23 protein-coding genes are annotated in these 25786 nt (G+C 65.8%); 14 read left to right on the top strand and 9 right to left on the bottom strand.

Features of this window, described 5'->3' with window-relative positions; translation table 11 throughout:
* Positions 1-24: 24 nt before the first annotated feature.
* Positions 25-519 (top strand): LuxR C-terminal-related transcriptional regulator, encoded by a 495-nt coding sequence (locus F6X39_RS34085; RefSeq protein WP_316251750.1) that lies wholly within the window; start codon positions 25-27, stop codon positions 517-519.
* A 44-nt stretch (positions 520-563) separates the two neighbouring features.
* Here F6X39_RS34085 and F6X39_RS34080 read toward each other — a convergent pair whose 3' ends face one another.
* Positions 564-995: an acyl-CoA thioesterase gene (locus F6X39_RS34080; protein ID WP_090800991.1), complete on the bottom strand. Its 432-nt coding sequence runs from the start codon at positions 993-995 to the stop codon at positions 564-566.
* Between the two features lie 56 nt (positions 996-1051).
* Positions 1052-1828: an SDR family oxidoreductase gene (locus tag F6X39_RS34075; protein ID WP_018421159.1), complete on the bottom strand. Its 777-nt coding sequence runs from the start codon at positions 1826-1828 to the stop codon at positions 1052-1054.
* Positions 1829-2014: 186 nt separating this feature from the next.
* On the opposite strand from F6X39_RS34075, the gene F6X39_RS34070 reads away from it, so the two are divergent.
* Complete coding sequence (locus tag F6X39_RS34070) at positions 2015-3688, top strand: electron transfer flavoprotein-ubiquinone oxidoreductase (protein WP_184071116.1); 1674 nt, start codon at positions 2015-2017, stop codon at positions 3686-3688.
* Between the two features lie 169 nt (positions 3689-3857).
* On the opposite strand, the gene aroC is transcribed toward F6X39_RS34070, so the two are convergent.
* The 3 genes from aroC to F6X39_RS34055 form a co-directional block, all read right to left on the bottom strand.
* Positions 3858-4964, bottom strand: coding sequence for a chorismate synthase (gene aroC / locus F6X39_RS34065; RefSeq protein ID WP_187619851.1), 1107 nt, complete (start codon positions 4962-4964; stop codon positions 3858-3860).
* 163 nt (positions 4965-5127) lie between these two features.
* Positions 5128-7065, bottom strand: a complete 1938-nt coding sequence (locus tag F6X39_RS34060; RefSeq protein WP_187619850.1) for an MFS transporter — start codon at positions 7063-7065, stop codon at positions 5128-5130.
* A 202-nt stretch (positions 7066-7267) separates the two neighbouring features.
* Positions 7268-7735 carry a CBS domain-containing protein gene (locus F6X39_RS34055; RefSeq protein WP_018421164.1) on the bottom strand — a complete coding sequence of 156 codons (468 nt, stop codon included), beginning with the start codon at positions 7733-7735 and terminating at the stop codon, positions 7268-7270.
* 272 nt (positions 7736-8007) lie between these two features.
* On the opposite strand from F6X39_RS34055, the gene F6X39_RS34050 reads away from it, so the two are divergent.
* The 3 genes from F6X39_RS34050 (at position 8008) to F6X39_RS34040 (ending at position 10762) form a co-directional block, all read left to right on the top strand.
* Positions 8008-9402: an O-acetylhomoserine aminocarboxypropyltransferase gene (locus tag F6X39_RS34050; RefSeq protein WP_187619849.1), complete on the top strand. Its 1395-nt coding sequence runs from the start codon at positions 8008-8010 to the stop codon at positions 9400-9402.
* A complete protein-coding gene (locus F6X39_RS34045; RefSeq protein ID WP_187619848.1) occupies positions 9399-10232 on the top strand; it encodes an alpha/beta fold hydrolase in 834 nt (277 codons plus the stop codon). Before F6X39_RS34050 ends, F6X39_RS34045 begins: the two co-directional genes overlap by 4 nt.
* A 209-nt stretch (positions 10233-10441) precedes the next feature.
* On the top strand, positions 10442-10762 hold the full coding sequence (locus tag F6X39_RS34040) for an Mpo1-like protein (RefSeq protein ID WP_184006183.1): 321 nt from the start codon (positions 10442-10444) through the stop codon (positions 10760-10762).
* Positions 10763-10796: 34 nt separating this feature from the next.
* On the opposite strand, the gene F6X39_RS34035 is transcribed toward F6X39_RS34040, so the two are convergent.
* A complete protein-coding gene (locus F6X39_RS34035; RefSeq protein ID WP_187619847.1) occupies positions 10797-12110 on the bottom strand; it encodes a YihY family inner membrane protein in 1314 nt (437 codons plus the stop codon).
* Between the two features lie 142 nt (positions 12111-12252).
* Between F6X39_RS34035 and wrbA the strand changes: the two genes are divergently transcribed.
* Genes wrbA through F6X39_RS34015 form a run of 4 tightly spaced genes read left to right on the top strand, consistent with a single transcriptional unit; the run spans position 12253 to position 15757 of the window.
* Positions 12253-12855 (top strand): NAD(P)H:quinone oxidoreductase, encoded by a 603-nt coding sequence (gene wrbA / locus F6X39_RS34030; RefSeq protein WP_187619846.1) that lies wholly within the window; start codon positions 12253-12255, stop codon positions 12853-12855.
* A 10-nt stretch (positions 12856-12865) separates the two neighbouring features.
* The gene (locus tag F6X39_RS37440) at positions 12866-13447 is read left to right on the top strand and encodes a DUF2069 domain-containing protein (protein ID WP_187619845.1); all 582 of its coding nucleotides are present in this window, start codon (positions 12866-12868) and stop codon (positions 13445-13447) included.
* A 32-nt stretch (positions 13448-13479) separates the two neighbouring features.
* Positions 13480-14898, top strand: coding sequence for an FAD-binding oxidoreductase (locus F6X39_RS34020; protein WP_187619844.1), 1419 nt, complete (start codon positions 13480-13482; stop codon positions 14896-14898).
* A gap of 52 nt (positions 14899-14950) precedes the next feature.
* Positions 14951-15757: a metallophosphoesterase gene (locus F6X39_RS34015; RefSeq protein WP_187619843.1), complete on the top strand. Its 807-nt coding sequence runs from the start codon at positions 14951-14953 to the stop codon at positions 15755-15757.
* A 43-nt stretch (positions 15758-15800) separates the two neighbouring features.
* On the opposite strand, the gene F6X39_RS34010 is transcribed toward F6X39_RS34015, so the two are convergent.
* Together F6X39_RS34010 and F6X39_RS34005 are read right to left on the bottom strand one after the other, a co-directional pair.
* Positions 15801-15953, bottom strand: a complete 153-nt coding sequence (locus F6X39_RS34010) for a hypothetical protein (RefSeq protein WP_167544144.1) — start codon at positions 15951-15953, stop codon at positions 15801-15803.
* A 212-nt stretch (positions 15954-16165) separates the two neighbouring features.
* Positions 16166-17104: a LysR family transcriptional regulator gene (locus tag F6X39_RS34005; RefSeq protein ID WP_184021783.1), complete on the bottom strand. Its 939-nt coding sequence runs from the start codon at positions 17102-17104 to the stop codon at positions 16166-16168.
* Positions 17105-17259: 155 nt separating this feature from the next.
* Between F6X39_RS34005 and F6X39_RS34000 the strand changes: the two genes are divergently transcribed.
* Genes F6X39_RS34000 through F6X39_RS33985 form a run of 4 tightly spaced genes read left to right on the top strand, consistent with a single transcriptional unit; the run spans position 17260 to position 22201 of the window.
* Positions 17260-18876 carry an efflux transporter outer membrane subunit gene (locus tag F6X39_RS34000; protein ID WP_187619842.1) on the top strand — a complete coding sequence of 539 codons (1617 nt, stop codon included), beginning with the start codon at positions 17260-17262 and terminating at the stop codon, positions 18874-18876.
* Between the two features lie 8 nt (positions 18877-18884).
* Positions 18885-21104: an FUSC family protein gene (locus F6X39_RS33995; protein ID WP_187619841.1), complete on the top strand. Its 2220-nt coding sequence runs from the start codon at positions 18885-18887 to the stop codon at positions 21102-21104.
* Positions 21094-21294, top strand: a complete 201-nt coding sequence (locus tag F6X39_RS33990) for a DUF1656 domain-containing protein (protein ID WP_018421177.1) — start codon at positions 21094-21096, stop codon at positions 21292-21294. The genes F6X39_RS33995 and F6X39_RS33990 overlap by 11 nt, the downstream gene beginning before the upstream one ends.
* Positions 21295-21307: 13 nt before the next feature.
* Positions 21308-22201, top strand: a complete 894-nt coding sequence (locus F6X39_RS33985; RefSeq protein WP_187619840.1) for an HlyD family secretion protein — start codon at positions 21308-21310, stop codon at positions 22199-22201.
* Between the two features lie 15 nt (positions 22202-22216).
* Here F6X39_RS33985 and F6X39_RS33980 read toward each other — a convergent pair whose 3' ends face one another.
* Positions 22217-23818, bottom strand: a complete 1602-nt coding sequence (locus tag F6X39_RS33980) for a methyl-accepting chemotaxis protein (RefSeq protein WP_187619852.1) — start codon at positions 23816-23818, stop codon at positions 22217-22219.
* Positions 23819-24300: 482 nt separating this feature from the next.
* Between F6X39_RS33980 and F6X39_RS33975 the strand changes: the two genes are divergently transcribed.
* The gene (locus F6X39_RS33975) at positions 24301-25566 is read left to right on the top strand and encodes an MFS transporter (protein ID WP_187619839.1); all 1266 of its coding nucleotides are present in this window, start codon (positions 24301-24303) and stop codon (positions 25564-25566) included.
* Positions 25567-25786: the final 220 nt, after the last annotated feature.

Raw genomic sequence — 25786 nt, 5'->3', positions numbered from 1 at the left:
AGGTGTGTATAAGAGACAGGACTCGTGCTGTCCCGCGAGCGGACCATCGAAGACTGCAACGACGAGCTAGCGTCGATATTCGGCTACGCGCGCGACGCGCTGATCGGTCAGTCGTTCCAGGTGTTGTATCCATCGGCGGATGAGTTCGAGCGGATCGGCGCGCGCATTCCGCCAATCATGACCGCGCAAGGCAGCTACGCCGACGACCGGATCATGAAGCGCGCGAACGGCGAGCTGTTCTGGTGTCACGTGACGGGCCGCGCGCAGCAGCGCACCGACCCGCACGCGGCGGGTGTCTGGACCTTCGAGGATTTGAGCGCAACCCGGCGGGTCGCGGTGGAGCTGACGCCACGCGAGCGCGAAATCGCCGCGCAACTGGTGACGGGCAAGACCAGCAAGCAGATCGGCCGCGTGCTCGACATCAGCCCGCGCACGGTCGACGTCTACCGCGCGCGGCTCATGCGCAAATACGATACGGGCAATGCGACCGAGCTGTTGCAGCGGCTGCTCGGGGATTGAGAGAGGGCGTTTGAAGCGCGCGACAGCGCTGTCAAGCCGCGCGCTCAGGCCGCCTTGACGAGCGCCGCGCTCTCGATGGCCGCGCGCAGTACGTCAGGCACCGGTACCGACTTGCCCGCCGCGTAGTCGATCCACACGCATCGCGCGGCGCCTCGCGCATAGAGCGTATCCGGCTCATCGGCGCGCAGGAGCTCGAAAGCCGTATCGAAGCTGCTGCGCCCCGGTGTCGCCACCGACATCCGGCCGATCACGTCGCCCGGATAGTGCAGCTGCTTCAGAAACTCCATCGACGCATTGACGATCACCGGCCCCTGCCCGTGCGCGCGCTGGCCGACAAAGTCCATGTGCTCGAACCAGGAAATCCGCACCTGCTCCATGTAGCGGAAATAAACCGTGTTGTTGACGTGACCGAAGGCGTCCATGTCGCCCCAGCGGATCGGCATCGTCATTTCGAAAACTGCGTGAAAATCGCTCATTCTGTACTTCCGTTCTTCCTTTTTCTGCCTGACTTTTGAAACTTTGGACGACCCGCTCACGCGAGTCCGAAGCCGTCGTCGGCGACGATCACCGAGCCGTTGATGAACTGCGATTCATCCGCCGCGAGCAGCAGGAGCAGCCCATCGAGATCCTCCGGCTTGCCGACCCGATGACGCGGCAGCATCGCCACGAGTTTCTGGCCCTGATCGGTCGACCAGTGGTGATGGTTGATCTCGGTGTCGATATACCCGGGGCAGATCGCGTTCACATTGATGCCGTGCTTGCCCCACTCGAGCGCCATCGCCTTCGTCATGTGGACGACCGCGGCCTTGCTCATCGAATACAGGCCGATTTGCGGCAGCACGCGCAAGCCCGCCATCGACGCGATGTTGATGATCCGGTACGACGGCTTCTGCGCGTTGTTGCCGCGCATGATCATGCGCTTGGCGACTTCCTGCGCCACGAAAAACGCGCCGCGCGTATTCGTGTCGAACACGTATTCGAAGTCCGCCGGCGTGACCTCGGACAGCTTCTGCGTGGTCGACACGCCCGAGTTGTTGACGAGGATATCGATGGTGCCGGCCTCGGTCTCCGCATGCGCGACCGCCGACTTGATGCTCTGATAGTCGGTCACGTCGAGCGACACGACGTGCGCGGCGCCGCCGGACGCCTCGATTTCCGCGCGCAGCTCCTTGAGCCGCTCGGTACGTCGGCTCGCCAGCACGACCTTCGCGCCCGCCTGCGACAGCACCTGCGCGAAGCGCTTGCCCAGCCCGCTCGAGGCGCCCGTAATCAGCGCGACCTTGCCTTCCAGATTGATCGAACGGCCCATTGTCTTTCCTTGTTCGGTTGTGGTGACAACTGCGGTTGACGGGTTCGGTAGGACCCGACTAAGGGTCTATACCGTATCATGAAATAGTACGGTCGTGCTAATCTGTGGCTTTCGGGTTGCGGCGCGGGAATCGATCGCCCACAATACGAACCCGAAAAAAGCATTCTAACGGTAAGAGGAGCATCAATGACCCCCGCAAGTCTCATTGAGCAGTACGGCCCGCGCGAGTCGATGGAGTATGACGTCGTCATCGTCGGCGGCGGCCCTGCGGGCCTGTCGGCGGCCATTCGCCTGAAGCAGCGCGCCGCCGAACGAGGCGCTGACATTGGCGTGTGCGTACTCGAAAAAGGCTCTGAGATCGGGGCCCATATTCTGTCGGGCGCGGTGATGGACCCGCGCGCGCTGACCGAGCTGATCCCGGACTGGAAGGAAAAAGGCGCGCCGCTGACGGTCGACGTGACCGAAGACCGCTTCCTGTTCCTGTCGGAGACGGGCGCGAAGAGCGTGCCGACCTGGGCGCTGCCGGACAATTTCAAGAACCACGGCAACTACGTGATCAGCCTCGCGAACGTGACGCGCTGGCTGGGTCAGCAGGCCGAGGCGCTCGGCGTCGAGATATTCCCGGGCTTTCCGGCGGCCGAAGTGCTGTACAACGACGACGGCTCGGTCAAGGGCGTCGCGACCGGCAACCTCGGCATCGGCAAGGACGGCGAACCGACCGAAAACTTCCAGCTCGGCATGGAGCTGCACGCGAAGTACACGCTGTTCTGCGAAGGCGCGCGCGGCCACCTCGGCCGCCAGCTGAACGAGAAGTTCAAGCTGCGCGACGGCGTCGATCCACAGGTGTACGGCATTGGTATCAAGGAGCTGTGGGAGATCGATCCCGCGAAGCACAAGCCGGGTCTGGTCATGCACACGGCCGGCTGGCCGCTCGAAAACGACACGTACGGCGGCTCGTTCCTCTACCACATGGACAACAACCAGGTCGTGGTCGGCTTCGTGGTCGGCCTCGGCTATTCGAATCCGTATCTGTCGCCGTTCGAGGAATTCCAGCGCTACAAGACGCATCCGGCGATCCGCGCGATTCTCGAAGGCGGCAAGCGCGTGTCCTACGGCGCGCGCGCGATCACCGCGGGCGGCCTGATGTCGTTGCCGAAGCTGGTGTTCCCGGGCGGTGCGCTGGTCGGCGACGACGCGGGCTTCCTGAACGCGTCGCGCATCAAGGGTTCGCACGCCGCGATCAAGACCGGCATGCTCGCCGCCGATGCCGCGTTCGACGCCGTCCAGGCCGGCCGTCAGTCGGACGAACTGAGCGCCTACCCGGAAGCGTTCAAGACGTCGTGGCTCTACACCGAACTGTATCGCGCGCGTAACTTCAAGCAGTGGATGAGCAAGGGTCTCTACCTCGGCACGCTGATGGTCGGTCTCGAGCAGAAGCTGCTCGGCGGCAACGTGCCGTGGACGCTGCATCATCAGCATTCCGATCATGAGATGCTGAAACCGGCTTCGCAGTGCAAGCCGATCACGTATCCGAAGCCGGACGGCAAGCTGACGTTCGACCGGCTGTCCTCGGTGTTCATCTCGAACACGAATCACGAGGAAAATCAGCCGGCGCACCTGACGCTGAAGGATCCGACTGTGCCGGTCAACGTGAACTGGCAGACCTACGCGGGACCGGAGGCGCGTTATTGCCCCGCTGCAGTGTACGAGTTCGTGAAGAACGACGATGGCAGCGAGCGGCTCGTCATCAATGCGCAGAACTGCGTGCACTGCAAGACCTGCGATATCAAGGACCCGACGCAGAATATCGTGTGGGTCACGCCGGAAGGCGGTGGCGGTCCGAACTATCCGAATATGTGATTGATGTGCCATTTGCCTTTGCGGCGCTGTGCGATAACCGGCAGCGTCGCGCAGGCAAATTCCGATAGCGCGCTCGCGCTTTCGTCTGCGCGCATTCTTGCGCGTTTCGTTGGTCCCCTTCCCTATTCTTTTTTATGGCGGCTCGTTCGCCGCCAATCGCGGGACCGCGTCAGGGTGACGGCGCGCTCGCCGCGATCTTCGGCGTGCTCACGGCCACATCGCCGCATTGCGCGCGATGGCGCAGCGCGTGATCGATCAGCACGAGCGCAAGCATCGACTCGGCGATCGGCGTCGCACGAATGCCGACGCAGGGGTCGTGCCGCCCGAAGGTCTCGACGATCGCGGGGTTCCCCGCCTTGTCGATCGAACGGCGCGGCGTGCGAATGCTCGACGTCGGCTTGATCGCGATCGACACCGTGATGTCCTGCCCCGTCGAAATACCGCCGAGCACGCCGCCCGCGTGATTGCCGACGAAACCTTCCGGCGTCAGCTCGTCGCCATGCACCGAGCCGCGTTGCGCGACGCTCGCGAAGCCCGCGCCGATCTCGACGCCCTTCACCGCGTTGATGCCCATCATCGCGTGCGCGATGTCGGCGTCGAGGCGGTCGAACAGCGGCTCGCCGAGGCCGACCGGCACACCGGAGGCAACCACGTTGATGCGCGCGCCGATCGAATCACCGTCCTTGCGCAGCGCGTCCATATACGCCTCGAGCTGCGGAACGATCTCCGCATTCGGCACGAAAAACGGGTTTTCGCGCACCTGCGCCCAATCGACGAACGGCACGTCGATCTCGCCGAGCGCGGCCATATAGCCGCGAATTTCGGTGCCGAACTTCTCGCGCAGCCACTTCTTCGCGACCGCGCCCGCCGCGACCGCCGGCGCCGTCAGCCGTGCCGACGAGCGGCCGCCACCGCGGTAATCGCGAATGCCGTACTTTTGCCAGTACGTGTAGTCGGCGTGGCCGGGGCGGAACGTTTCCGCGATGTTGCCGTAGTCCTTGCTGCGCTGGTCGGTATTGCGGATCAGCAGCGCAATTGGCGCGCCGGTGGTTTGACCTTCGAACACGCCCGAGAGGATCTCGACCTTGTCTTCTTCCTGGCGCTGCGTCACGTGGCGCGACGTGCCCGGCTTGCGGCGATCGAGTTCGAACTGGATGTCGGCTTCGTTGAGCGCCATGCCCGGCGGGCAGCCGTCGATCACGCAGCCGATAGCGGGGCCGTGCGATTCGCCGAAGGTCGTGACAGTGAAAAGCGTACCGAGCGTGTTGCCGGACATGAGCGTCGTCCAAAGAAATACGGGGAGAACGCTATTATGCCAGTCCGCTCGTCTCGAAGCCGGGCCTGGCGACGGCGATGGCCGATCGGCCAGGGCGCACTCGGCCGAAAGCGGGTGATGGTGGGCGAGCCCGCCATCTCGGCGTCCGCGCACCGGCCCACGGCTACTTGCGGGCGCCGCGCAGCTCGGTCACGATCCGCTGCAGCGTCTCCGGCGTCGCGAGCGCCGGGTCGATCGGCTCGCCGACGGCGAGGCTCAGCCGGCTCATCACACCTTTGCTGATCGGCCGCGGCCAGGTTGCGTCCACCGCGCGCGAAAACACGCTGCCCCACAGCCCGCGCAGCGCCATCGGAATGACGGGCGCCGGCGTCCGCCTGACGATCTCGGCGACGCCGTGGCGAAACGGATTCAGCTCGCCGGTACGCGTCAGTTTCCCTTCGGGAAAGATACAGACGAGCTCGCCGTCCGCGAGCGCCTGCGCGCACAGGTCGTACGCACGCGCGAGCAGCGCCGCGTCCTGATGCGCGGACGCGATCGGAATCGCCTTCGCGTGCCGGAACAGCCAGCCGACGAACGGCGAGCGGAAGATCTGGTGGTCCATCACGAAGCGGATCGGCCGCGGGCTTTCGGCCATGATGACGATCGCATCGACGAAACTGACGTGGTTACACACGAGCACCGCCGCGCCCTGCTCCGGAATCCGCTCCGCGTGCACGAGCCGGATCCGGTAAAACGTATGCACGAGCAGCCACGCGATGAAGCGCAGCAGGAACTCGGGCACGAGCGAATAGATGTAGCCCGCGACGACCACATTCAGAAGCGCGGTGACGAGGAAGATCGCCGGAATACTGAAGCCCGCGGCGGTCAGGCCCATCGCCATCAGCGCCGACACGATCATGAACAGCGAATTGAGGATGTTGTTCGCGGCGATGATGCGCGCGCGATGGCTCGGTTGACTACGACTCTGGATCAGCGCATACAGCGGCACGCTGTAAAAGCCGCCAAACATCGCGAGCAGGAACAGATCGGCGAGCACGCGCCAATGCGCTAGCCGCGCGAGAAATTCGCCAACGCTGAGCAGATGCCCCGCCGGCGGCAGCGCGTGGCTCGCGAAAAAAAGATCGATCGCGAACACGCTCATGCCGATCGAGCCGAGCGGCACGAGGCCGACTTCGATCCGCCGCTTCGAGAGCCGCTCGCACAACAGCGAGCCGATGCCGATGCCGATCGAAAACGTGGCGAGCAGCACGGTCACGACGTCGGGATCGGCGGACAGCACGTCCTTCGCGAAGTTGAAGAACGACGCGAGGAACGTCGCGCCGACGAACCACAGCCACGAAATGCCGAGCAGACCAAGAAACACCGTGCGGTTTTCGTGCGCGAGCTTCAGATTGCGCCACGTTTCGCTGACCGGGTTCCAGTTGATGCGCAACCCGGGCTGCGGCGCGGGCGTAGCCGGCACGAAACCCGACACGGCGCGCCCGATCAGCGCGATCGCGATACACGCGCAAGCGAGCACCACCGCGCCATGCTCGGCGAACCCAGCGCCCGCGCCGCCGACGATCGTGCCGATCAGGATCGCGACGAAGGTGCCCATCTCGACCATGCCATTGCCGCCGACCAGCTCCGCCTGCGCCAGATGCTGCGGCAGATACGAGTACTTGACCGGCCCGAAAACCGTCGAATGCACGCCCATCAGGAACGTGCACAGGTACAGCAACGGCGCGCCATGCAGCCAAAACCCCGCGCCGCCGACCAGCATCACCGCGATCTCGAAAGTCTTGACGAGGCGCGTGAGCAACGCTTTGTCGTACTTGTCCGCGATCTGGCCGGAAGTGGCCGAAAACAGCACGAAAGGCAGAATGAAAATCGCGGAGATCAGGAACGCCGCGGTTTTCGGGTCGACGCCCGAAAACCGCGCCGCCTGATACGTGACGAGCGACGTGAAGCCGATCTTGAACACGTTGTCGTTCATCGCGCCGAGAAACTGTGTCCAGAAGAACGGCGCGAAGCGGCGCTGGCCGAGCAGGCGGAACTGGGATTCGTGCGCTTCGTGCGCGCGAGCGGCGCGGCGGGCGGCGGGCAACGGACGATCGTTCATGAAGTCAGGAGAACGGCGCGGAAAAATGGCGATGACGCGGGCGGCACGGCCGGCAAGCGGATCGCCGCGACTCGCGCACGCGGCTCCCGCAATCCGTCCGCACCAGATCCAGACACAAAAAAAGCGCCCGCTTGCGCGCGCGCCCTGTCGGCGGATTCGCGCTCGCGGCGACGGCCGGAGCGCGATCTTCGAGCCACGCGCATCAACGCGCCGGCTGCTGGTCCTGTCCTTCCTGCTCTTCCGGCCAGTCGCGGATATAGGCCTTCAGCATGCGGTTCTCGAACCCCTGCTCCTCGACCACCGCCTTCGCGACGTCGTAAAACGAGATGACGCCCATCAGCGTGCGGCTTTCCATGACGGGCAGATAACGCACGTGATGCTCGAGCATCATGCGGCGCACTTCGTTGACGTCGGTTTCGGGCGTGCAGGTGAGCGGATGGTCGTCCATCACCTTGCGGATCGTCGACGTGCCGACGCTGCCGCCGTTCTCGCTCAAGGTCAGAATGATTTCGCGAAACGTCAGCATGCCGACGAGGTCGCCGTACTCCATCACGACGAGCGAGCCGATGTCGTGCTCGGCCATGGTATTGACGGCGTCATGCAGCGTGGTATCCGGCGTGACCGTAAAAAGGGTATTGCCCTTGACTTTAAGAATGTCGCTGACTCGCATGATCTATCTCCTGATACCGCCAATCTTGCAGTGCATGAAATGTTTTTTCGATCCTATCGGAAAGGCCCATAAAAGGAAAGCGGCCCGCCAGCCAAGGCGCGGCGCGCTTCGGAGACTCGAATTCGTCTGACTTCCAGATTGCGAGCATGCCCCGCTCCCGGCACGAGCCGCAGGAACCCGCGGGAAAACCGCGCTTGAAGCGGCGCGCGCCAATGGTAGGATGGCCGCCCACCCCGATCTTTCGCGAGGCCGCTCGCGGCCCGCCGCCCACGATGTCCGCCAACCGTTTCGATACGCTTGCGCTGCACGCCGGCGCAGCCCCCGACCCTGCCACCGGCGCGCGCGCGACGCCGATCTACCAGACCACGTCGTTTTCGTTCCGCGACTCGGATCATGCCGCCGCGCTGTTCAACATGGAGCGCGCCGGCCACGTCTACTCGCGCATCTCGAATCCGACCGTCGCCGTGTTCGAGGAGCGCGTCGCCGCGCTCGAAAACGGCGCCGGCGCGATCGGCACCGCGAGCGGCCAAGCCGCGCTGCATCTGGCGATCGCGACGCTGATGGGCGCGGGTTCGCACATCGTCGCGTCGAGCGCGCTGTACGGCGGCTCGCACAATCTGCTGCATTACACGCTGCGACGCTTCGGTATCGAGACGACCTTCGTCAAGCCCGGCGACCTCGACGCGTGGCGCGCCGCGCTGCGCCCCAACACACGCCTGCTATTCGGCGAAACGCTCGGCAATCCGGGCCTCGACGTGCTCGACATCGCCGCGCTCGCACAGATCGCGCGCGCGCACCGCCTGCCGTTGCTGGTCGACTCGACCTTCACGACGCCCTACCTGCTGCGCCCCTTCGAGCACGGCGCCGACCTCGTCTACCACTCGGCGACCAAGTTTCTCGGCGGCCACGGCACGACGATCGGCGGGGTGCTGGTCGACGGCGGCACGTTCGACTTCGAGGCTTCCGGCCGCTTTCCCGAATTCACCGAGCCGTACGACGGTTTCCACGGCATGGTATTCGCCGAGGAAAGCACCGTCGCGCCGTTCCTGCTGCGCGCGCGTCGGGAAGGCTTGCGCGACTTCGGCGCGTGCCTGCATCCGCAGGCCGCGTGGCAGCTGCTGCAAGGCATCGAGACACTGCCGTTGCGCATGGAGCGTCACGTCGTCAACACACGGCGCGTGGTCGAGTTTCTCGCCGGTCATGCGGCGGTCGAATCGGTCGCCTATCCCGAGTTGCCGACGCATCCCGACCACGCGCTCGCCAGGCGGCTGCTACCGCGCGGCGCCGGCGCCGTGTTCAGCTTCAACCTGCGCGGCGACCGCGCGGCCGGGCGCGCCTTCATCGAAGCGCTCACGCTCTTCTCGCACCTCGCGAACGTCGGCGACGCGCGCTCGCTGGTGATTCACCCGGCATCGACGACGCACTTCCGCATGGATGCCGCCGCGCTCGCCGCGGCCGGTATCACCGAAGGCACGATCCGCCTGTCGATCGGGCTCGAAGATCCGGATGACCTGATCGACGATCTCAAGCGCGCGCTGAAGGCCGCGCAAAAAACCGCGCAAGCGGCGAGCGGCGGTCGTACCGCAACGCCGAGCAGCGCCTCACAACAGACCGCCACTGCCGTGCCCGCCGCCACGAGCACCCCCGCCCGCCCGGAGTCCGCATGATCGTCACCGTTCAAGGCAAACCGGCCTACGCCTACACCGGCGGCAAACCCTTCGACGCGAGCCTGCCAACCGCCGTGTTCATCCACGGTGCCGAGCACGATCACAGCGTGTGGGCGCTGCAAAGCCGCTACTTCGCGCATCACGGCTTCGGCGTGCTCGCGGTCGATCTGCCGGGCCACCGACGCAGCGCCGGCCCCGCGCTCGCCAGCATCGCCGCGCTGGCCGACTGGCTCGCCGCGCTGCTCGACGCCGTGGGCGTCACGCGTGCGTTCGTCGCCGGTCACAGCATGGGCTCGCTGATCGCGCTCGACTTCGCCGGCCGCTATCCGCAGCGCGCAACGCATCTTGCGCTGCTCGCCACCGCGCTGCCGATGACGGTCTCCGACGCGCTGCTCGACGCCGCGCTCAATCGCGAGCCCGAGGCAATCGGCATGGTCAACCAGTGGTCGCATTCGACGCTCGCCGCGAAGCCCTCGTGCCCCGGCCCCGGTTTCTGGCTGCACGGCATGAACCAGCGGCTGATGGAGCACGTGTCCGCCAGCGGCGAGCCGCATCTGTTCCACATCGACTTCACCGCCTGCCATACCTATGCGGACGGCCACGCTCGTGCGGCGCAGGTGCGTTGCGCCACGCGCCTGATCGTTGGCCGGCGCGATGCGATGACGCCGCCGCGCGCGGCGAAAGCGCTTGCCGATGCGCTCGCGCAGGCGGGCACGCCGGTCGACACTGTCACGCTCGATGCGGGCCACGCGTTGATGACCGAGCAACCCGACGCGACGCTCGATGCGCTGTACGGCTTCGCTTCGCGGCCGCCGCACGAAGCGGGCTGAAGGGGCGCGCGATGGCCGCTCGCCGCGCGCCTCGGTGCTCCGCGGGCGGCCGTCGGGAATGCCATTGCGAATCGCCACCGAATCACTATCGAACGACCACGATACCCACGCCGAACCCGCCGCGCCATCTGCCGAATGGCCAGGTTGCGCCAGGCAGGCGATCGCCGGAGAATGATTGAAGCTGTCTTTCTCAGCCTCCGGAGGCCGTCATGGCTCATACAGCACATACCGATCACTTCGCGAACTTCGCGGAGTTTTATCCGTACTACCTGAGCGAGCATCGCAATCTCGTGTCGCGGCGGCTGCATTTCGTCGGCTCGCTCGGCGTCATTGGTTGCCTCGCGATGGCGCTCGCCACCGGCGACTGGCTATGGTTGCCGGCGGCCGTGGTGTGCGGCTACGGCTTCGCGTGGGTCGGCCATTTCTTCTTCGAAAAGAACCGGCCTGCCACCTTCCGTCATCCGTTTTACAGCCTGATGGGCGACTGGGTGATGTTCAAGGACATCTGCGTGGGGAAGATTTCGTTGTAGTTTTATCGGGGCGGCTCGAAGTCTGGCCGCCCTATCACGCTGCCTGGTGCGGCATCGAAGCCGCCGCGCGCTCGCCATCGCCGGGTCGCGCCGCCCGTGCCGCCGCGCGCGAGGCGAGCAACGCGGCGAGCGTCACCTTCAACTGGTCGTTGTCGAGCGCGGCGAGCAGCATGCCGCCGTCCACGCGCGTGGAGTCGAGTTCGAGCTGATACGTAAGCTCCGCGCGGTCGATCACGAACAGGTCGTACAGCCGCTGCACGGTCACCTGCGCCGGGTTCGCGAGGAGCACGAAGTGCGGGCCGGTATGGTCCTCCTCCAGCCGCGCGATCCACTCGATCTCCTCGAGACGCTGCAACAGCATCAGCGTCGTATCCTTGTCGCGGCGAAGCATCCGGGCAAGCTCGGGCATCGTGTAGCCGCGTCTGCCGCCCTCACGCGCTTCGCACAGCCGCGCGAGCAATTCGAGCGAATCGAACAGATTGCTGCCATCGAACACAGGGCGGTGAAACTGACCGATGCGAATCGCCGGCAACGCCGATGCGATCATCGCGCCGGTCAGCGTGATGAACCAGCACAGGTACATCCACACCAGGAACAGCGGCACCGCGGCGAACGCGCCGTACACCGCCGTATAGGTCGGAATACGGCGCACGTAGTAGCCGAAGCCGCGCTTGGCGAGCTCGAACGCGACCGCGGCGATCACGCCGCCGACCACCGCGTCGCGCCATTCGACACGGCAGTTCGGCAGATAAACGTAAAGGATCGTGAACGCAAGCATCGTGAACGGCAGCGAGGCGCTCGCGAGCGCCCATTCGATCAGCGGTGTGATGCGCTGCGCGGCGCTAAACGACATCGATTGCGTGAACACATACGACGAGATGGACAGGCTCACGCCGATCAGGATCGGACCGAGCGTGATGATCGCCCAGTACACGAGAATGCGCTGCGCGACGGGCCGCGCCTTGCGCACGCGCCAGATCACATTGAAGGCGGACTCGACGGTCATCATCGTCATCACCGCGGTGACGAACAGGATGATCATGCCGATCGTGGTCAGCCCTTTGGCCTTCGATGCGAACTGGTTCAGATACTTGAAGATCTGATCGTTCAGTTGCGCGGGCATCAGGTGGTCGGCAAGAAAAAACTGCAGCGACGCCTGGAACGAGCTGAAGATCGGAAACGCGGTGAACAGCGCAAACGCGACGGTGGCGAGCGGCACGAGCGCGAGCATCGTCGTGAACGTCAGGCTGCCCGCGACCTGCGGAATCCGGTCCTCGCCGATGCGTTGCGCCGCGAATTGCGCGAGCCGTTTGAGCGTGTCGAGATCGAAACGCACCCTAACCAACAAACCTGCCTCCTTGCTTGCTGAACCGTCAGACCGGGACTGCGGGAACTCCGCGCGGCGTTTGGCCGAAGCGCCTGGCCGAACGGCTATGAGCGGCCTGTGCAACTGACCGAACCCCTATAATACCCGTTCAATGATGAGGCCTATGAAAGACATTCTCGTGCTTTATTACAGCCGTCACGGCGCCACCCGCGAGCTCGCGCTGGCGATCGCGCACGGCGTCGACAGCGTCCCCGGCATGCAGGCGCGCGTGCGCACCGTGCCGGCGGTTTCCACGGTTTGCGAGGCGAGCGAGCCGGACATTCCCACCGAAGGACCGCCGTACGTCGAGCTGCGCGACCTCGAAGAATGCGCGGGCCTCGCGCTCGGTTCGCCGACCCGCTTCGGCAACATGGCGGCCGCGCTCAAATACTTTCTCGACGGCACCACGCCGCAGTGGCTATCCGGTGCACTGTCGGGCAAGCCGGCCTGCGTGTTCACGTCGACCGGCAGCCTGCACGGCGGCCAGGAATCCACGCTGCTGTCGATGATGCTGCCGCTGCTCCATCACGGCATGCTGATCGTCGGCATTCCGTACACGGAGAGCACGCTGTCCACCACGCAGACCGGCGGCACGCCGTACGGTGCGTCGCATTACGCGCGCGCGGGCACGACCGGCCATGGCATCTCCGCCGACGAACGGACGCTGGCGATTGCGCTTGGTGCGCGCGTTGGGCGCACGGCGGCGTCGATGTCCGAAAGGCCGTGAGCGTAAAGCCGTGAACGAACCGGATCCGCAACCCACCGAACGCGACGACGCCCGTCGTGACGCGGGTGGCGCTGAACTCGCGGCCACGAACTCCGGGGGCCACGCGAACGCGGCGCCCGCAAGCCTCGCGGCCAACGCGTCGGCATCTACGACCGTCGTGCCCGTGCAACCCAAAGCTGCCGCCGCGCTCGTCGCCGCTTTCACACTGGTCTCGATGATCGTGCTTGCGGTCGCATGGGAATGGTGGCTCGCGCCGTTGCGCTCTGGCGGCTCGCTGCTCGTGCTGAAAGCGTTGCCGCTACTCTCCGCGTTGCCGGGCGTGTGGCGACGTCGGCTTTACACGATGCAATGGGCGTCGATGCTGATCCTGCTGTATTTCGCCGAAGGCGTCGTGCGTGGCTGGAGCGATCATGGCTTGAGCGCGCGGCTCGGCTGGCTTCAGGCGGCGCTAGCCATGATCTTCTTCACCTGCGCACTCGCGTATGTCGGACCGTTCAAGCGCGCGGCGAAACGAGCCGCGAAACAGGCTACAAAGCAGGCTGCAAATCAGGCTGCAAAGCAATCCGCCAGCGAACCGATCCCGCCCGCCTGAGGCCCAAGCCCCAACACCGTCAACCGATCCACATGGCCCACACCGCTTTTCTCGCCGCTTGCCGCGACGCCATCGGCGCGACTTACGTACTGACCGATCCGCACGACACCGCTCCCTTTCTGACCGACTGGCGCCGCCGCTACACCGGCGCGGCCTGTGCGGTGCTGTGCCCGGCCACGTCCGCGGAAGCCGCCGCGCTCGTCAGGCTCGCGGTCGAACATTGCGTCACGCTGGTGCCGCAGGGCGGCAATACCGGCCTCGCGGGCGGCGCGACACCCGACGCGAGCGGCGCGCAGGCGGTCATCAGCCTGCGCCGCCTGAATCGCGTGCGCGACATCGATCCGCACAACAACACGATCACGGTCGAAGCCGGCGTGATCCTCGCCGACGTGCAGAAGCACGCCGAAGCGGCCGGGCGTCTGTTTGCGCTGAGCCTCGCCGCCGAAGGCAGCTGCACGATCGGCGGCAATCTGTCGACCAACGCGGGCGGCACCGGCGTGCTGCGCTATGGCAACACGCGCGAGCTATGCCTCGGCCTCGAAGTGGTGACGCCGCAAGGCGAACTGTGGGACGGCCTGCGCGGGCTGCGCAAGGACAACACCGGCTACGATCTGCGCGACCTGTTCATCGGCGCGGAAGGCACGCTGGGCCTGATCACCGCGGCGGTGCTCAAGCTGCATCCGCAGCCGGCCGCGCGCGTCACCGCGCTCGCCGCGCTCGCATCGCCGCATGCGGCGCTCGATTTTCTCGCGCTCACGCAACGCGTCGCCGGGCCGCTCCTGACCGGCTTCGAACTGATGTCGGATTTCTGCCTGCGCCTCGTCGGCCGGCATTTCGAGCAGATGCGTTATCCGTTCGCCGAACCGCATGCGCAGGTCGTACTGCTCGAACTGTCGGACAGCGAAAGCGAAGTGCACGCGCGCACGCTGTTCGAGGGGCTGATGGAAACCGCGCTCGAACAAGGTCTCGTGGAAGACGCCGTGGTGGCGGAAAACCTCGCGCAGTCTCGCGCGTTCTGGAATCTGCGCGAGCACATTCCGCTCGCCCAGGCCGAGGAGGGCCTGAACATCAAGCACGACATCGCGGTGCCGATTTCACGCATCGGCCACTTCATCGAAACGACCGATGCGGCAATCGCACAAGCCGCACCGGGCGCGCGCATGGTCACGTTCGGCCATCTCGGCGACGGCAATCTGCACTACAACGTGCAGGCGCCCGAGGGCGTCGATGCGAAGGCGTTTCTGCGGCAGTACCAGAGCCCGATCAACCGGATCGTCTACGACAGCGTCGATGCGCATCGCGGCAGCATCAGCGCGGAACACGGACTCGGCCAGTTGAAGATCGACGAAGCCGCCCACTACAAGCAGGACGTCGAGGTGCGGATGATGCGCGCGATCAAGCAGGCGCTCGATCCGCTGAACCTGATGAATCCGGGCAAGGTGCTACGCTAATATCTGAAGCCTGCGCGATCCGGCGCGCAGGCGTTTTGCAGGAGTCGCGTCCGTGAAGATTCGCGTGCTGTCCGATCTGCATCTGGAAAACGACGAGCCTGAACTGATCCCGCATGCGCAGGCGGATCTCGTGGTGCTGGCGGGCGACATCCACAATCATGCGGCCGGCCCGCGCTGGGCCGCGCAGGCGTTCGACGACGCGGTGCCGGTCGTCTACGTGCCGGGCAATCACGAGTACTACGACGGTGAATTCGGCGCGCTGGAGAGCGCGATGCTCGACGCGGCCGCGCAGGTCGACAACGTGCATGTGCTGAACAACGCCGCGCTGGTCGACAGCCAGGGCCGCTGGCGCGTGCTCGGCACGACGTTGTGGACCGACTTCGCGCTGTACGGCGCGACGCCGGATGCAATCGAGGAATCGATCGTCGCCGCGCGCCGGGTCATGCTCGACTATCGCGGGCTGATCCAGATGAACTGGCCGCACCACCCGCGCGACGCCGCGCGCGACTTCACGCCCGCCGATTCGCTCGCGCTGCACCGGCATGCGCGCGCGTGGCTCGAAAGCGAGCTTGCCAAACCGTTCGCCGGCCAAACGATCGTGGTCACGCATCACGCGCCGCATCGGCTGAGCCTGGCCGGGCGTTTTGCCGAAGACCGCGTGTCGGCGGGCTTCGTCAACCATCTGCCCGAGCTCGTGCGCGCGCCCGTCGCATTGTGGATTCATGGCCACACGCATACGTCGTTCGACTACGTGGTGGACGGCACGCGCGTCGTGTGCAATCCGCGCGGCTATTTCGACCGGCGCACTCGCCAGTGGGAAAATCCGCTGTTTGCGTGGGACAAGGTCGTCGAGATCTAGCGGGTGCTAGGGGACCTCTTGCATCAGATCAACCCGCCGCCGCTCACCGCTCGCGCCGCGGCGCATCCTGTGACTCGACCTCGACCGGCACGAGCTGCGGCTGCTGTTCGCGCATGCGGCGCAGCAGATCGCGCGAGGCGGCGACGCCGATCAGTCCAAACATGACGGCCAAGCCGATCATCAGGTGCGTATCCATGAATGTGTCGTCCTTCAGTGGTTGCGAGGCGCCGAACGGCGGCGAATCCAGCGCGTCCGGCCAGAGCGGCGACGCGTGAACGACACGTTAACAAATCGACTGCGCGGCAGAAGTAAAGAAATGTTGCGGCGCGGCGCGTGTGTAACAGGCTGTCACGCCGCGTGCCGCACTCCGCGTGCCGCTCGAACGTCAATGCATGACGAGCAGACCGTTCAGGTCCGCGCGAACTGCCGCAACTCCTCCTGATCCGCCGCCAGCGTCGAAGGCAACTCGTCGCGCAGGAATTCGACCCACGTGCGGATCTTCGCATCGAGATACTGCCGCGACGGATACAGCGCATACAGATTCATCTGCTGCGACGTGTACCCGGGCATCAGCCACACCAGTTCGCCGCTGCGCAAACGGCTGATCGCCGAGTAGATCGGAATCAGCGCTACGCCCATGCCCTGGGCGACGGCCACGACCATCGCCTCGGCCACGTTCACCTGAAACGTCGCCGCGCCGAGCGAGACGACTTCCTCGCCGTGCGGGCCGTCGAAGGTCCATTTGTCCGGCGGATTCACCGGCGTCACCATCTGCAGGCAGGCGTGCTGCGCGAGGTCCGCAGGCGTTTGCGGCACGCCGCGCCGTTCGAGGTACGCCGGCGACGCGCACGCAATGCTGAACGCGCTGCCAAGGCGCTGCGACACGAGCCCCGAATCCGGCAGGCCGGTCGCGAGCGTCAGCGACACGTCGAAGCCTTCGTCGAGCAGATCGGGCATGCGCTGCGCGAGCGTCAGTTCGATATGCACGTCCGGGTAGCGCTGCTGGTAACGGCCCACGGCCGGCACCACGTAGTGCTGGCCGAAGCTCGTCATCGCGTGAACCTTCAGCTTGCCGGATGGGCGCGCGTGCGCGTCGCTCGCCTCGGCCTCCGCCTGATCCACGTACGCGAGAATCTGCTCGCAGCGCTGCAGATAGCGCTCGCCAGCTTCGGTCAGCGCGATGCGGCGCGTGGTCCGGTTCAAAAGCCGTGTGCGCAGATGCGCTTCCAGATCCGAAACCGCGCGCGACGCGTAGGCCGTCGTCGTATTCAGATGCTGCGCGGCGCCCGTGAAGCTGCCCGCTTCGACGACGCGGACGAAAACGCGCATGTTTTGAAGCGTGTCCATACCTATCCTCAGAAATCGGCATCGATTGTTACACGATCAGCAAGGGCGATTGTCTCATGTCTGGTAAAAATGCCTTGCATCTTTACCGGTTATTCCGCAATCGATCAAAAAATATAATTGCGCACAAGCTTCTATAGTCAAATTTGGAGGAAAGCGTGCAGTCTCCGGTACCCAAAGGGATCTCCGCAGCCGCGGTTCTTACGATCCTATTAACAATCGCCGGATGCGCAAGTACCGGAGGCGTCGCGCCGCAAACGCACACGATCAATCCTGCGTCGCTCGACGCGGGCAACGCAATCCGCGCCGCCAACGCCGATGCGCAGTGGCCCGCCGCCGACTGGTGGCGCGCCTATGACGATCCGCAGCTGGACCGGTGGATCGGGGACGCGCAAGCCGGCAATCCCAGTCTCGCGGTCGCCCAGGCGCGCGTGCGTGAGGCGGCGTCGATGGCCGGCGTCGCGCGCGCGGCGCTCGCGCCGCAAGTCAACGGCAGCCTGTCGATCCAGCGCCAGCAGTGGGCCGACAACGTGTTCTACGGTCCGGGGCCGCTCGCGGGCGAGCAGTCGTGGAACAACACCGGCACGCTCGGCCTCGCGTATCACCTCGATTTCTGGGGCAAGGACAAGAACGCCGCCGAGCGCGCGCTCGACCTCGCGCACGCGAGCGCCGCCGACGCGCGCGCCGCGCAGCTCGAACTGCAGGCGAACGTCGTGCGCACCTATATCGAGATGTCGCTGAACTACGCGTTGCTCGACATCGCGAAGGCCACGCTGCAGCAACAGCAGCAGATCGTCGACCTCGCGAACCGGCGCCTGAAGGGCGGCATCGGCACGCAGCTCGAAGTGAGCCAGGCCGAGACGCCGATGCCCGAGTACGAGCGCCAGATCGACGCGATCGAGGAGAAGATCGCGCTCGGCCGCAATCAGTTGGCCGCGCTCGCGGGCAAGGGTCCGGGCGCCGGCGACGCGATCCAGCGCCCGGCGCTGTCGCTCGCCGCGCCCGCCGGCCTACCGGCCGCGCTGCCCGCGGATCTGATCGGCCACCGGCCGGACGTGGTCGCGGCACGCTGGGCGGTCGCCGCGCAGGCGCGCGGCATCGACGTCGCCAAGGCCGGGTTCTATCCGGACATCAACCTGCTCGCGTCGATCGGCGGCTATGCGGCGATGGGGCCGCTGTTCCAGTTCCTGAAGAGTCCGTCGCATAGCTGGAGCGTGGGTCCCGCGCTGACGCTGCCGATCTTCGACGGCGGCCGGCTGCGCTCGCAGCTCGGCGCGGCGTCGGCGGGCTACGACGAGGCCATCGAGCGCTACAACCAGTCGATCGTGGGCGCGCTGAAGGACATCTCCGACCAGGTGATCCGCATCCGTTCGCTGACCACCCAGGCCGACGACGCCGACCGCTCGGTCGCCGCCGCACGCAGGAACTACGAGCTGTCGCGCGAAGGCTACCGGCGCGGCTTGACCGACTATCTGAACGTGCTGGTCGCGCAAAACCAGTTGCTGCGCGCGCAGGAAGGCGTCGCCAAAGTGCAGGCCGAGCGGCTCGGCGCGCATGCGTCGTTGATGACGGCGCTCGGCGGCGGTCTCGACGATCCGGCCAACGGTCCGCGGGATAACGAAACGTTGCCGGCGCATGGCAAGGGCAGCGGCGAGAGCAAGAGCGGCGCGGCGAGTAGGGACACGGCAACAGCGGATGCGGATGCGAACGCCAACGCCAAGACCAACGCAGCCATCACCGCCTCGCGCGCCCCGAACGCGCGCGCGTCCGAGTAAGGAAGGCCATGTCCTCCACGCCCTCCCCGTCGAGCGCGCGCCCCGCCTCGTTCGCCGCGCTCTACGAAGCCGCCGCCCACTGGGCGCGCACCGACGGCCTCGTATGGATCTATCTGTTCAAGTCGCTCGCCGCGTGCTTCCTCGCGCTCGGCATCGCGATGAAGCTCGATCTGCCGCAGCCGCGCACCGCGATGACCACCGTGTTCATCGTGATGCAGCCGCAAAGCGGCGCAGTGTTCGCGAAGAGCTTCTATCGGATCTGCGGCACGCTGGTCGGTCTCGTCGTGATGCTCGCGCTGATCGGACTGTTCGCGCAGCAGCCGGAGCTGTTCCTCGTCACGACCGCGATCTGGGTCGGCATCTGCACCGCCGGCGCCGCGCGCAATCGCAACTTCCGTTCGTACGGCTTCGTGCTGGCGGGCTACACGGCCGCGCTGATCGGCGTCCCCGCTTCGCAGCATCCGGACGGCGCGTTCCTGAGCGCGCTCACGCGGGTCGCGGAAGTGGTGATCGGCATCATCTGCGCGGGCGCGGTCAGCGGCCTCGTGTTTCCGCAGTTCGCCGGCCTGCAGATGCGCGGCACCGTGCGCGCGCGCTTCTCGGCGTTCGTCGAGTACGTGTCGGCGTCGCTTGCCGGGCGCAACGACCGCGCGCAGATCGAGGCGACCAATGCACGCTTCGTCGCCGACATCGTCGGCTTCGAGGCCGCGCGCAGCATCGCCGTGTTCGAAGGCCCCGATTCGCGGATGCGCGGCGGGCGCCTCGCGCGTCTGAACAGCGAGTTCATGACCGCGTCGACGCGCTTTCACGCGCTGCATCAGCTGATGAACCGTCTGCGCGACAGCGGCACGCACGGCGCGGCGATCGCGATCGCCGCGCTCGAACCGTACTTCAAGGAGATCGCGCCGTTGCTCGCGAAGTCGGGCGAGCCGGTGCTGAGCGCGGCCGACGCCGCGCACGCCGCGGCCCAGCTCGACACCTACAGAAGCGAATTGCCCAAACGCGTGCGCGCGACGCGCGACGAGCTCGAAACGCACCCCGACGCACCGTTGCTCGATTTCGACACGGGCGCCGAGCTGCTGTACCGCTTCATCGACGACCTGCATGCGTACGCGGCGACCTACGCGTCGCTCGCCGTCGACAAGCACGCGCGCGAACGCTGGATCGAGCGCTACGAGCCGAAAACCAACGCGATCGCGGCCGGCGTCGCGGGCCTGCGCGCGGCCATCGTGATGATGGTGCTCGGCGCGTTCTGGATCGCCACCGCGTGGCCGAGCGGCTCGACGTTGACGCTGGTCGCAGCGACCGTGTGCGCGCTCGCGTCGGCGTCGCCGGATCCGAAGCGCACCGCGTTCAAGATGGCCGGCGGCACGGTGCTCGCGACGCTGATGGGCATGATCGCGGTGTTCGGCGTGTATCCGCACATCGACGGCTTCGTGATGCTGTGCGTCGCGCTCACGCCGTTCCTGCTGCTCGGCGTGTTGATGACCACGCGTCCGACGCTCGCGGGCTACGGCGTCGGCTACTGCATCTTCTTCTGCTTCCTCGCCGGCCCCGACAACGTGATTCACTACGACCCGAGCGCGTTCATGAACGACGCGCTCGCGCTGGTGCTGTCGATGCTGGTGTCGTCGATCGCGTTCGCGGTGCTGCTGCCGCCGTCGACGCCGTGGCTGCGCAACCGCCTGCTCGTCGACCTGCGCCGCCAGGTGGTGCTGGCCGGCCGCGCGGGTCTGGCACGCGTGCGCTCGCGCTTCGAAAGCGGCGCACGCGATCTGATGTTCCAGATCAACGCGCTGTCGCAGAACGAGCCCGAAACGAAGCGCGACACGCTGCGCTGGCTGTTTTCGGTGTTGGAGGTCGGCAACGCGGTGATCGACCTGCGCCGCGAAATCGCGACGCTGCCCAACGAGCCGCGCTACCACCAAGCGGCACCGTGGCGCGTCGCGCTGCGCGCGCTGCGCGATGCGCTCGCGGCGCTGTTCGAGCGGCCGCGGCAGCAGCACTTCGCGCGCGCGCTCGCGGCGACCGCCGATGCGATCGCGCAAGTGCAGCAGCTGATGGCCGGCTTCACGCCATCGCGTGAAGAACGCCATCAGCTGTTGCGCATCCTCAGTCAATTGCATTTCATCCGTACCGCGCTGCTCGATCCGCAGTCGCCGCTTGCCTCGGCGATCGGCGCGCGCGCGGACGCATCAGAAGAAAAAGGAGTTCCTCATGCCGCGTGATATCGCCGTGCTCGATGCCTATGTGCCGGCCATTGTGCTGCTGTTCATCGCGGGCGCCGCGCTGACCTGGCTCGTCGACCGCGTGATCGCCTATACGGGCCTCTATCGCGTGGTGTGGCACCCCTCCCTGTTCCGGGCCAGCTTGCTCGTGTCCGTGTGCGGCCTTCTCGGCCTCGCCGTTTATCGTTGATCAGAGTCGAAACATGACCATCCGAAATCTTGTGGGCTTCATCGCGACAGCCGTCATTTTCATCGTCGCGATCGTGATTGGCCGCGTGCTGTGGGTCCATTACATGGACGAACCGTGGACCCGCGACGGCCGCGTGCGCGCCGAGATCGTCAACGTCGCGCCGGACGTGTCGGGCGCGATCGTCGATCTGCCGGTCAAGGACAACCAGTTGGTGAAGAAGGGCGACCTGCTGATGCAGATCGATCCGTCGCATTACCAGATCGCGGTCGAGCAGGCGCAGGCCGCCGTTGCCGCGCGCAAAGCCGAGTTGCAGATGAAGCGCGACGACGCGCAACGGCGTGCCGACATGGATTCGCAGGTGGTGTCGAAGGAAAGCCGCGAAAACGCGACGCATACCGCGTCCGCCGCCGATGCCGCCTATCAGCAGGCACTCGCCGCGCTCGACGCCGCGAAGCTGAACCTCGAGCGCACGCGCGTGGTGTCGCCGGTCGACGGCTACGTGACGAACCTGTCCGTGTTCCGCGGCGACTATGCGAGCGCGGGCGCGGCGAAGCTCGCGATCGTCGATAGTCACTCGTTCTGGGTGTATGGCTACTTCGAGGAAACCAAGCTGCCGCACGTGCGCGTCGGCGATCAGGCCGAAGTGCGGCTGATGAGCGGCGGCACGCTGCAAGGCCACGTGGAGAGCATCTCGCGTGGCATCTACGACCGCGACAATCCGCAAAGCCACGAGCTGCTCGCGGACGTGAATCCGACCTTCAACTGGGTGCGCCTCGCGCAGCGCGTGCCGGTGCGCGTGAAGATCGACTCGGTACCCGCGGACGTGATGCTGGCGGCGGGCACGACCTGCACGGTGGTGGTGCGGCCGGGGACGGGCTCCGGCTCCTCGTTGGCCAACGCGAGCTGACGCCCGCGCCGCCTTTTATAGCCGGAACTGTCCCACCATCGCCTTCAGCCCGCGCGCCTGATCGTCGAGCGAGCGGGCCGCGGCGGTGGCCTCCTCCACCAGCGCGGCGTTCTGCTGCGTGCCCGAGTCCATCTGCGTGACCGCGAGACTGATCGCCTCGATACCGGCGCTCTGCTCGGACGACGCCGCCGAAATCTCGCCCATGATGTCGGTCACGCGCTTCACGGCCTTGACGACTTCGTCCATCGTCTGACCGGCGTCCGCGGCCAGCGTCGAGCCGTTGCCGACGCGCTCGACCGAAGTCTGGATCAAGCCCTTGATCTCCTTCGCGGCCGCCGCGCTGCGCTGCGCGAGATTGCGCACTTCCGCCGCGACGACCGAAAAGCCGCGCCCCTCCTCGCCCGCGCGCGCCGCCTCGACGGCCGCGTTCAACGCGAGGATGTTGGTCTGAAACGCGATCCCCTCGATCACGCCGATGATGTCGCCGATGCTGCGCGCGCTGTCGTTGATCTCGTTCATCGTCGCGACCACGCGGCTCACGACCGCACCGCCCTGCTCGGCGATCGCCGACGCGTTGTTCGCGAGCGTGCTCGCCTGCTTTGCGTTGTCGGCGTTCTGACGCACCGTCGAGGTCAGCTGCTCCATGCTGCTTGCGGTGCGCTCGAGCGCGAGCGCCTGCTGTTCGGTACGCTGCGACAGATCGAGATTGCCCATCGAAATCTGCCCGGACGCGGTCGCGATCGCATCGGCGCTCGACGCGATGTCGGCAACCGTCGTCGCGAGTCCGCTTTGCATGTCGGACAGCGCGAACAGCATGCTCGCACGGTCCTTGCCGCCGAGCGCGATGCGGTTCGACAGATCGCCCGCGGCGATGCGGCGTGCGATCTCCTTCGCGTACGCGGGCTCGCCGCCGAGCTGCGCGGTGAGCCGCCGCACGACCCACGCGGCGATGCCGAACGCGAGCACGATCAGTGCGAACGTCATCACCGCGATCATCACGAACGACGAGTGATAGATGAAACCGGACGCGTCGATCGTCGCCTTCGCGGCGGTGCCGCGCTGCGCGACGAGTTCGTCGACGAGCTTTTCGAGCTTGCCGGTTTCGACGAGCAGCGACACGTCCTGCGTGCCGACCTGCCAGTTCATCTGCGACAGATCGAGCGGCTGCGCTTTCACGAGCGTGACGAAGTCGCGCAGATGACTGCTCCATGCCGCGACCGCCGCGGCGAACGCCTTCTGCGCGCCGACCGCCTTCGCGTCCGACTTATCGACGTACTGCTGGAGCGTGCGCAGCTGCTCGTTGAGACCTGCGAGGCCGCGCTCGATGTCGGCCCCGAGTTCGTCGCGCTCCTTCGCGGTGGTCGCGGTGAGCAGCATCTTTTGCGCGCGGCTCGCGCGCAGCATGTGGCCGCGCGCTTCCTCGGCGGCGCGGCTCGCGACGTGGCCCTGGTCGTAGATCGATTGCGCGGACGCGTTCAGCCGGCCGATCTGCAGCAGCGAAAACACGCCGATCAGCAGCGTGCCGGCGAGCAGAATCGCAAACGCGATCCGCAGCGTCGCCTTGACCGACAGGCCGTTGAACTTCGTTGCCGCTGCGCTGTGTGCCACTGCTTTCATCATCCCCGTCCCCACATGTCGACGCGCCGGAAGGTCGGTTCCGGCATCACCACTTATCTCCCCGGGTCTACGGCAGCGCGCCCCGCGATCTTGAATTTCGCTTGTGCAGGCCGGGGCGGGTCGTGCGCCGCTTGCCGTTCCCGGTTCCATGTTCGACGCGCTGCTTCGTGAGCCGCGCAATCGCGAGCGCTTTATACCGTGGCCAAAAACTCGCCAAAAAAAGTTTCTTCAGGCAAAGAGCTGACGATTCGTCCTTTCACCGCCGAATGAAAAGTCATCCGCCCCCTTGTCCGATTCCCGACAAAACTTGTCCTCACAATTCGCGCCGGCCACATTAAACTTCGGCTAAATATTCAAAACGGCGGTTGCCGCGACGAAACGCCGCAGTGCTTCGCGGAACGCGCCTACGAGGCGTGCTGCCCGCACCGGTTTTCGGTGCCGATCTTTCATTCCACCGTTTTCCCGATCTTTTTTTCTAGCGTATGGAAACGAGCCTCGATAAAAGCGCCCTTGCCGGCGCATCCGCCACGGGGGCGAGCGCGTCCCCGGCCGCCGCTGCGCCGGCGGCTGCCAAGGTCCAGCGCACGGTGTATTCCGTGCTCGGTGCGATCAGCTTTTCGCACCTGCTCAACGACATGATCCAGTCGCTGATCCTCGCCATCTACCCGATGTTCAAGGACAACTTCTCGTTGTCGTTCGGGCAGATCGGTCTGATCACGCTGACCTACCAGATCACCGCGTCGCTGCTGCAGCCGCTCGTCGGCAGCTATACCGACAAACATCCGAAGCCGTACTCGCTGCCGGTCGGCATGGGCTTCACGCTGACCGGGCTGCTGCTGATGTCGGTCGCGCCGAACTTCGGCGTGCTGCTGGTCGCCGCGGCGCTGGTCGGCTGCGGATCGTCGGTGTTCCATCCGGAGTCGTCGCGAGTCGCGCGGATGGCCTCGGGTGGCCGTCACGGTCTCGCGCAGTCGTTGTTCCAGGTCGGCGGCAATGCGGGTTCGTCGCTCGGGCCGCTGCTCGCCGCGCTGATCGTGATTCCGCACGGGCAACGCAGCATCGCGTGGTTCTCGGCGGCGGCGCTCGTCGCGATCGTCGTGCTCACGCAGATCGGCCGCTGGTACAAGCGTCATCCGTCGGTCAGGAAGGCGCGCGGCCAGGGCGCGCATGTGACGCTGCCGCGTAACAAGATCATCCTGGCGATGAGCGTGCTGGTGTTGCTGGTGTTCTCCAAGTACTTCTATCTCGCCAGCATCAATAGCTATTTCACGTTCTATCTGATCGACAGGTTCCATCTGTCGGTGCAGGCCGCGCAGATCCATCTGTTCGTGTTCCTCGCGGCGGTCGCGGCGGGTACGGTGATCGGCGGGCCGATCGGCGACAAGATCGGGCGCAAGTACGTGATCTGGGTGTCGATTCTTGGCGTCGCGCCTTTTACGCTGCTGTTGCCGTATGCGAATCTGTTCTGGACTGGTGTGCTGACGGTTGTTATTGGGGTGGTGCTCGCCTCGGCGTTCTCGGCGATTCTTGTTTATGCGCAGGAGTTGATTCCTGGGAAGGTTGGGATGGTGGCTGGGTTGTTCTTTGGTTTTGCCTTTGGGCTTGGCGGCGTGGGCGCCGCCGTGCTTGGGGAACTCGCTGACGCTACCAGTATTGCGTTTGTTTATAAGGTTTGTTCGTTTTTGCCGTTGATTGGGGTGCTCACTGTTTTGTTGCCGGATGTTGAGGGGAAGCGGGTTAAAGGGTGAGGGTGAGCGCGTGCCGCGGGGTTGGGGCTTTTTCCTTATCGTGCGGTGTTGGCCTTTCCTTGCTGGCTTGTCGGTTTATTAACGTTGCCCCTGTGCAGGGCGGGGCTTTTTTCGTTGTTCTGGGTTGGTTGGCCTCTCCTTGTTGTCTTGTCGGTCTATTAGCGTTGCCCCTGTGCGGGGCGGCACCTACTTTCTTTGCTGCTGCAAAGAAAGTAGGCAA

The organism is Paraburkholderia sp. UCT2 (assembly GCF_014397665.1).
Taxonomy (GTDB): domain Bacteria; phylum Pseudomonadota; class Gammaproteobacteria; order Burkholderiales; family Burkholderiaceae; genus Paraburkholderia; species Paraburkholderia tuberum.
Note: the sequence above shows the minus strand (reverse complement) of the source record. Positions and strands in the feature narration are given on the sequence as shown.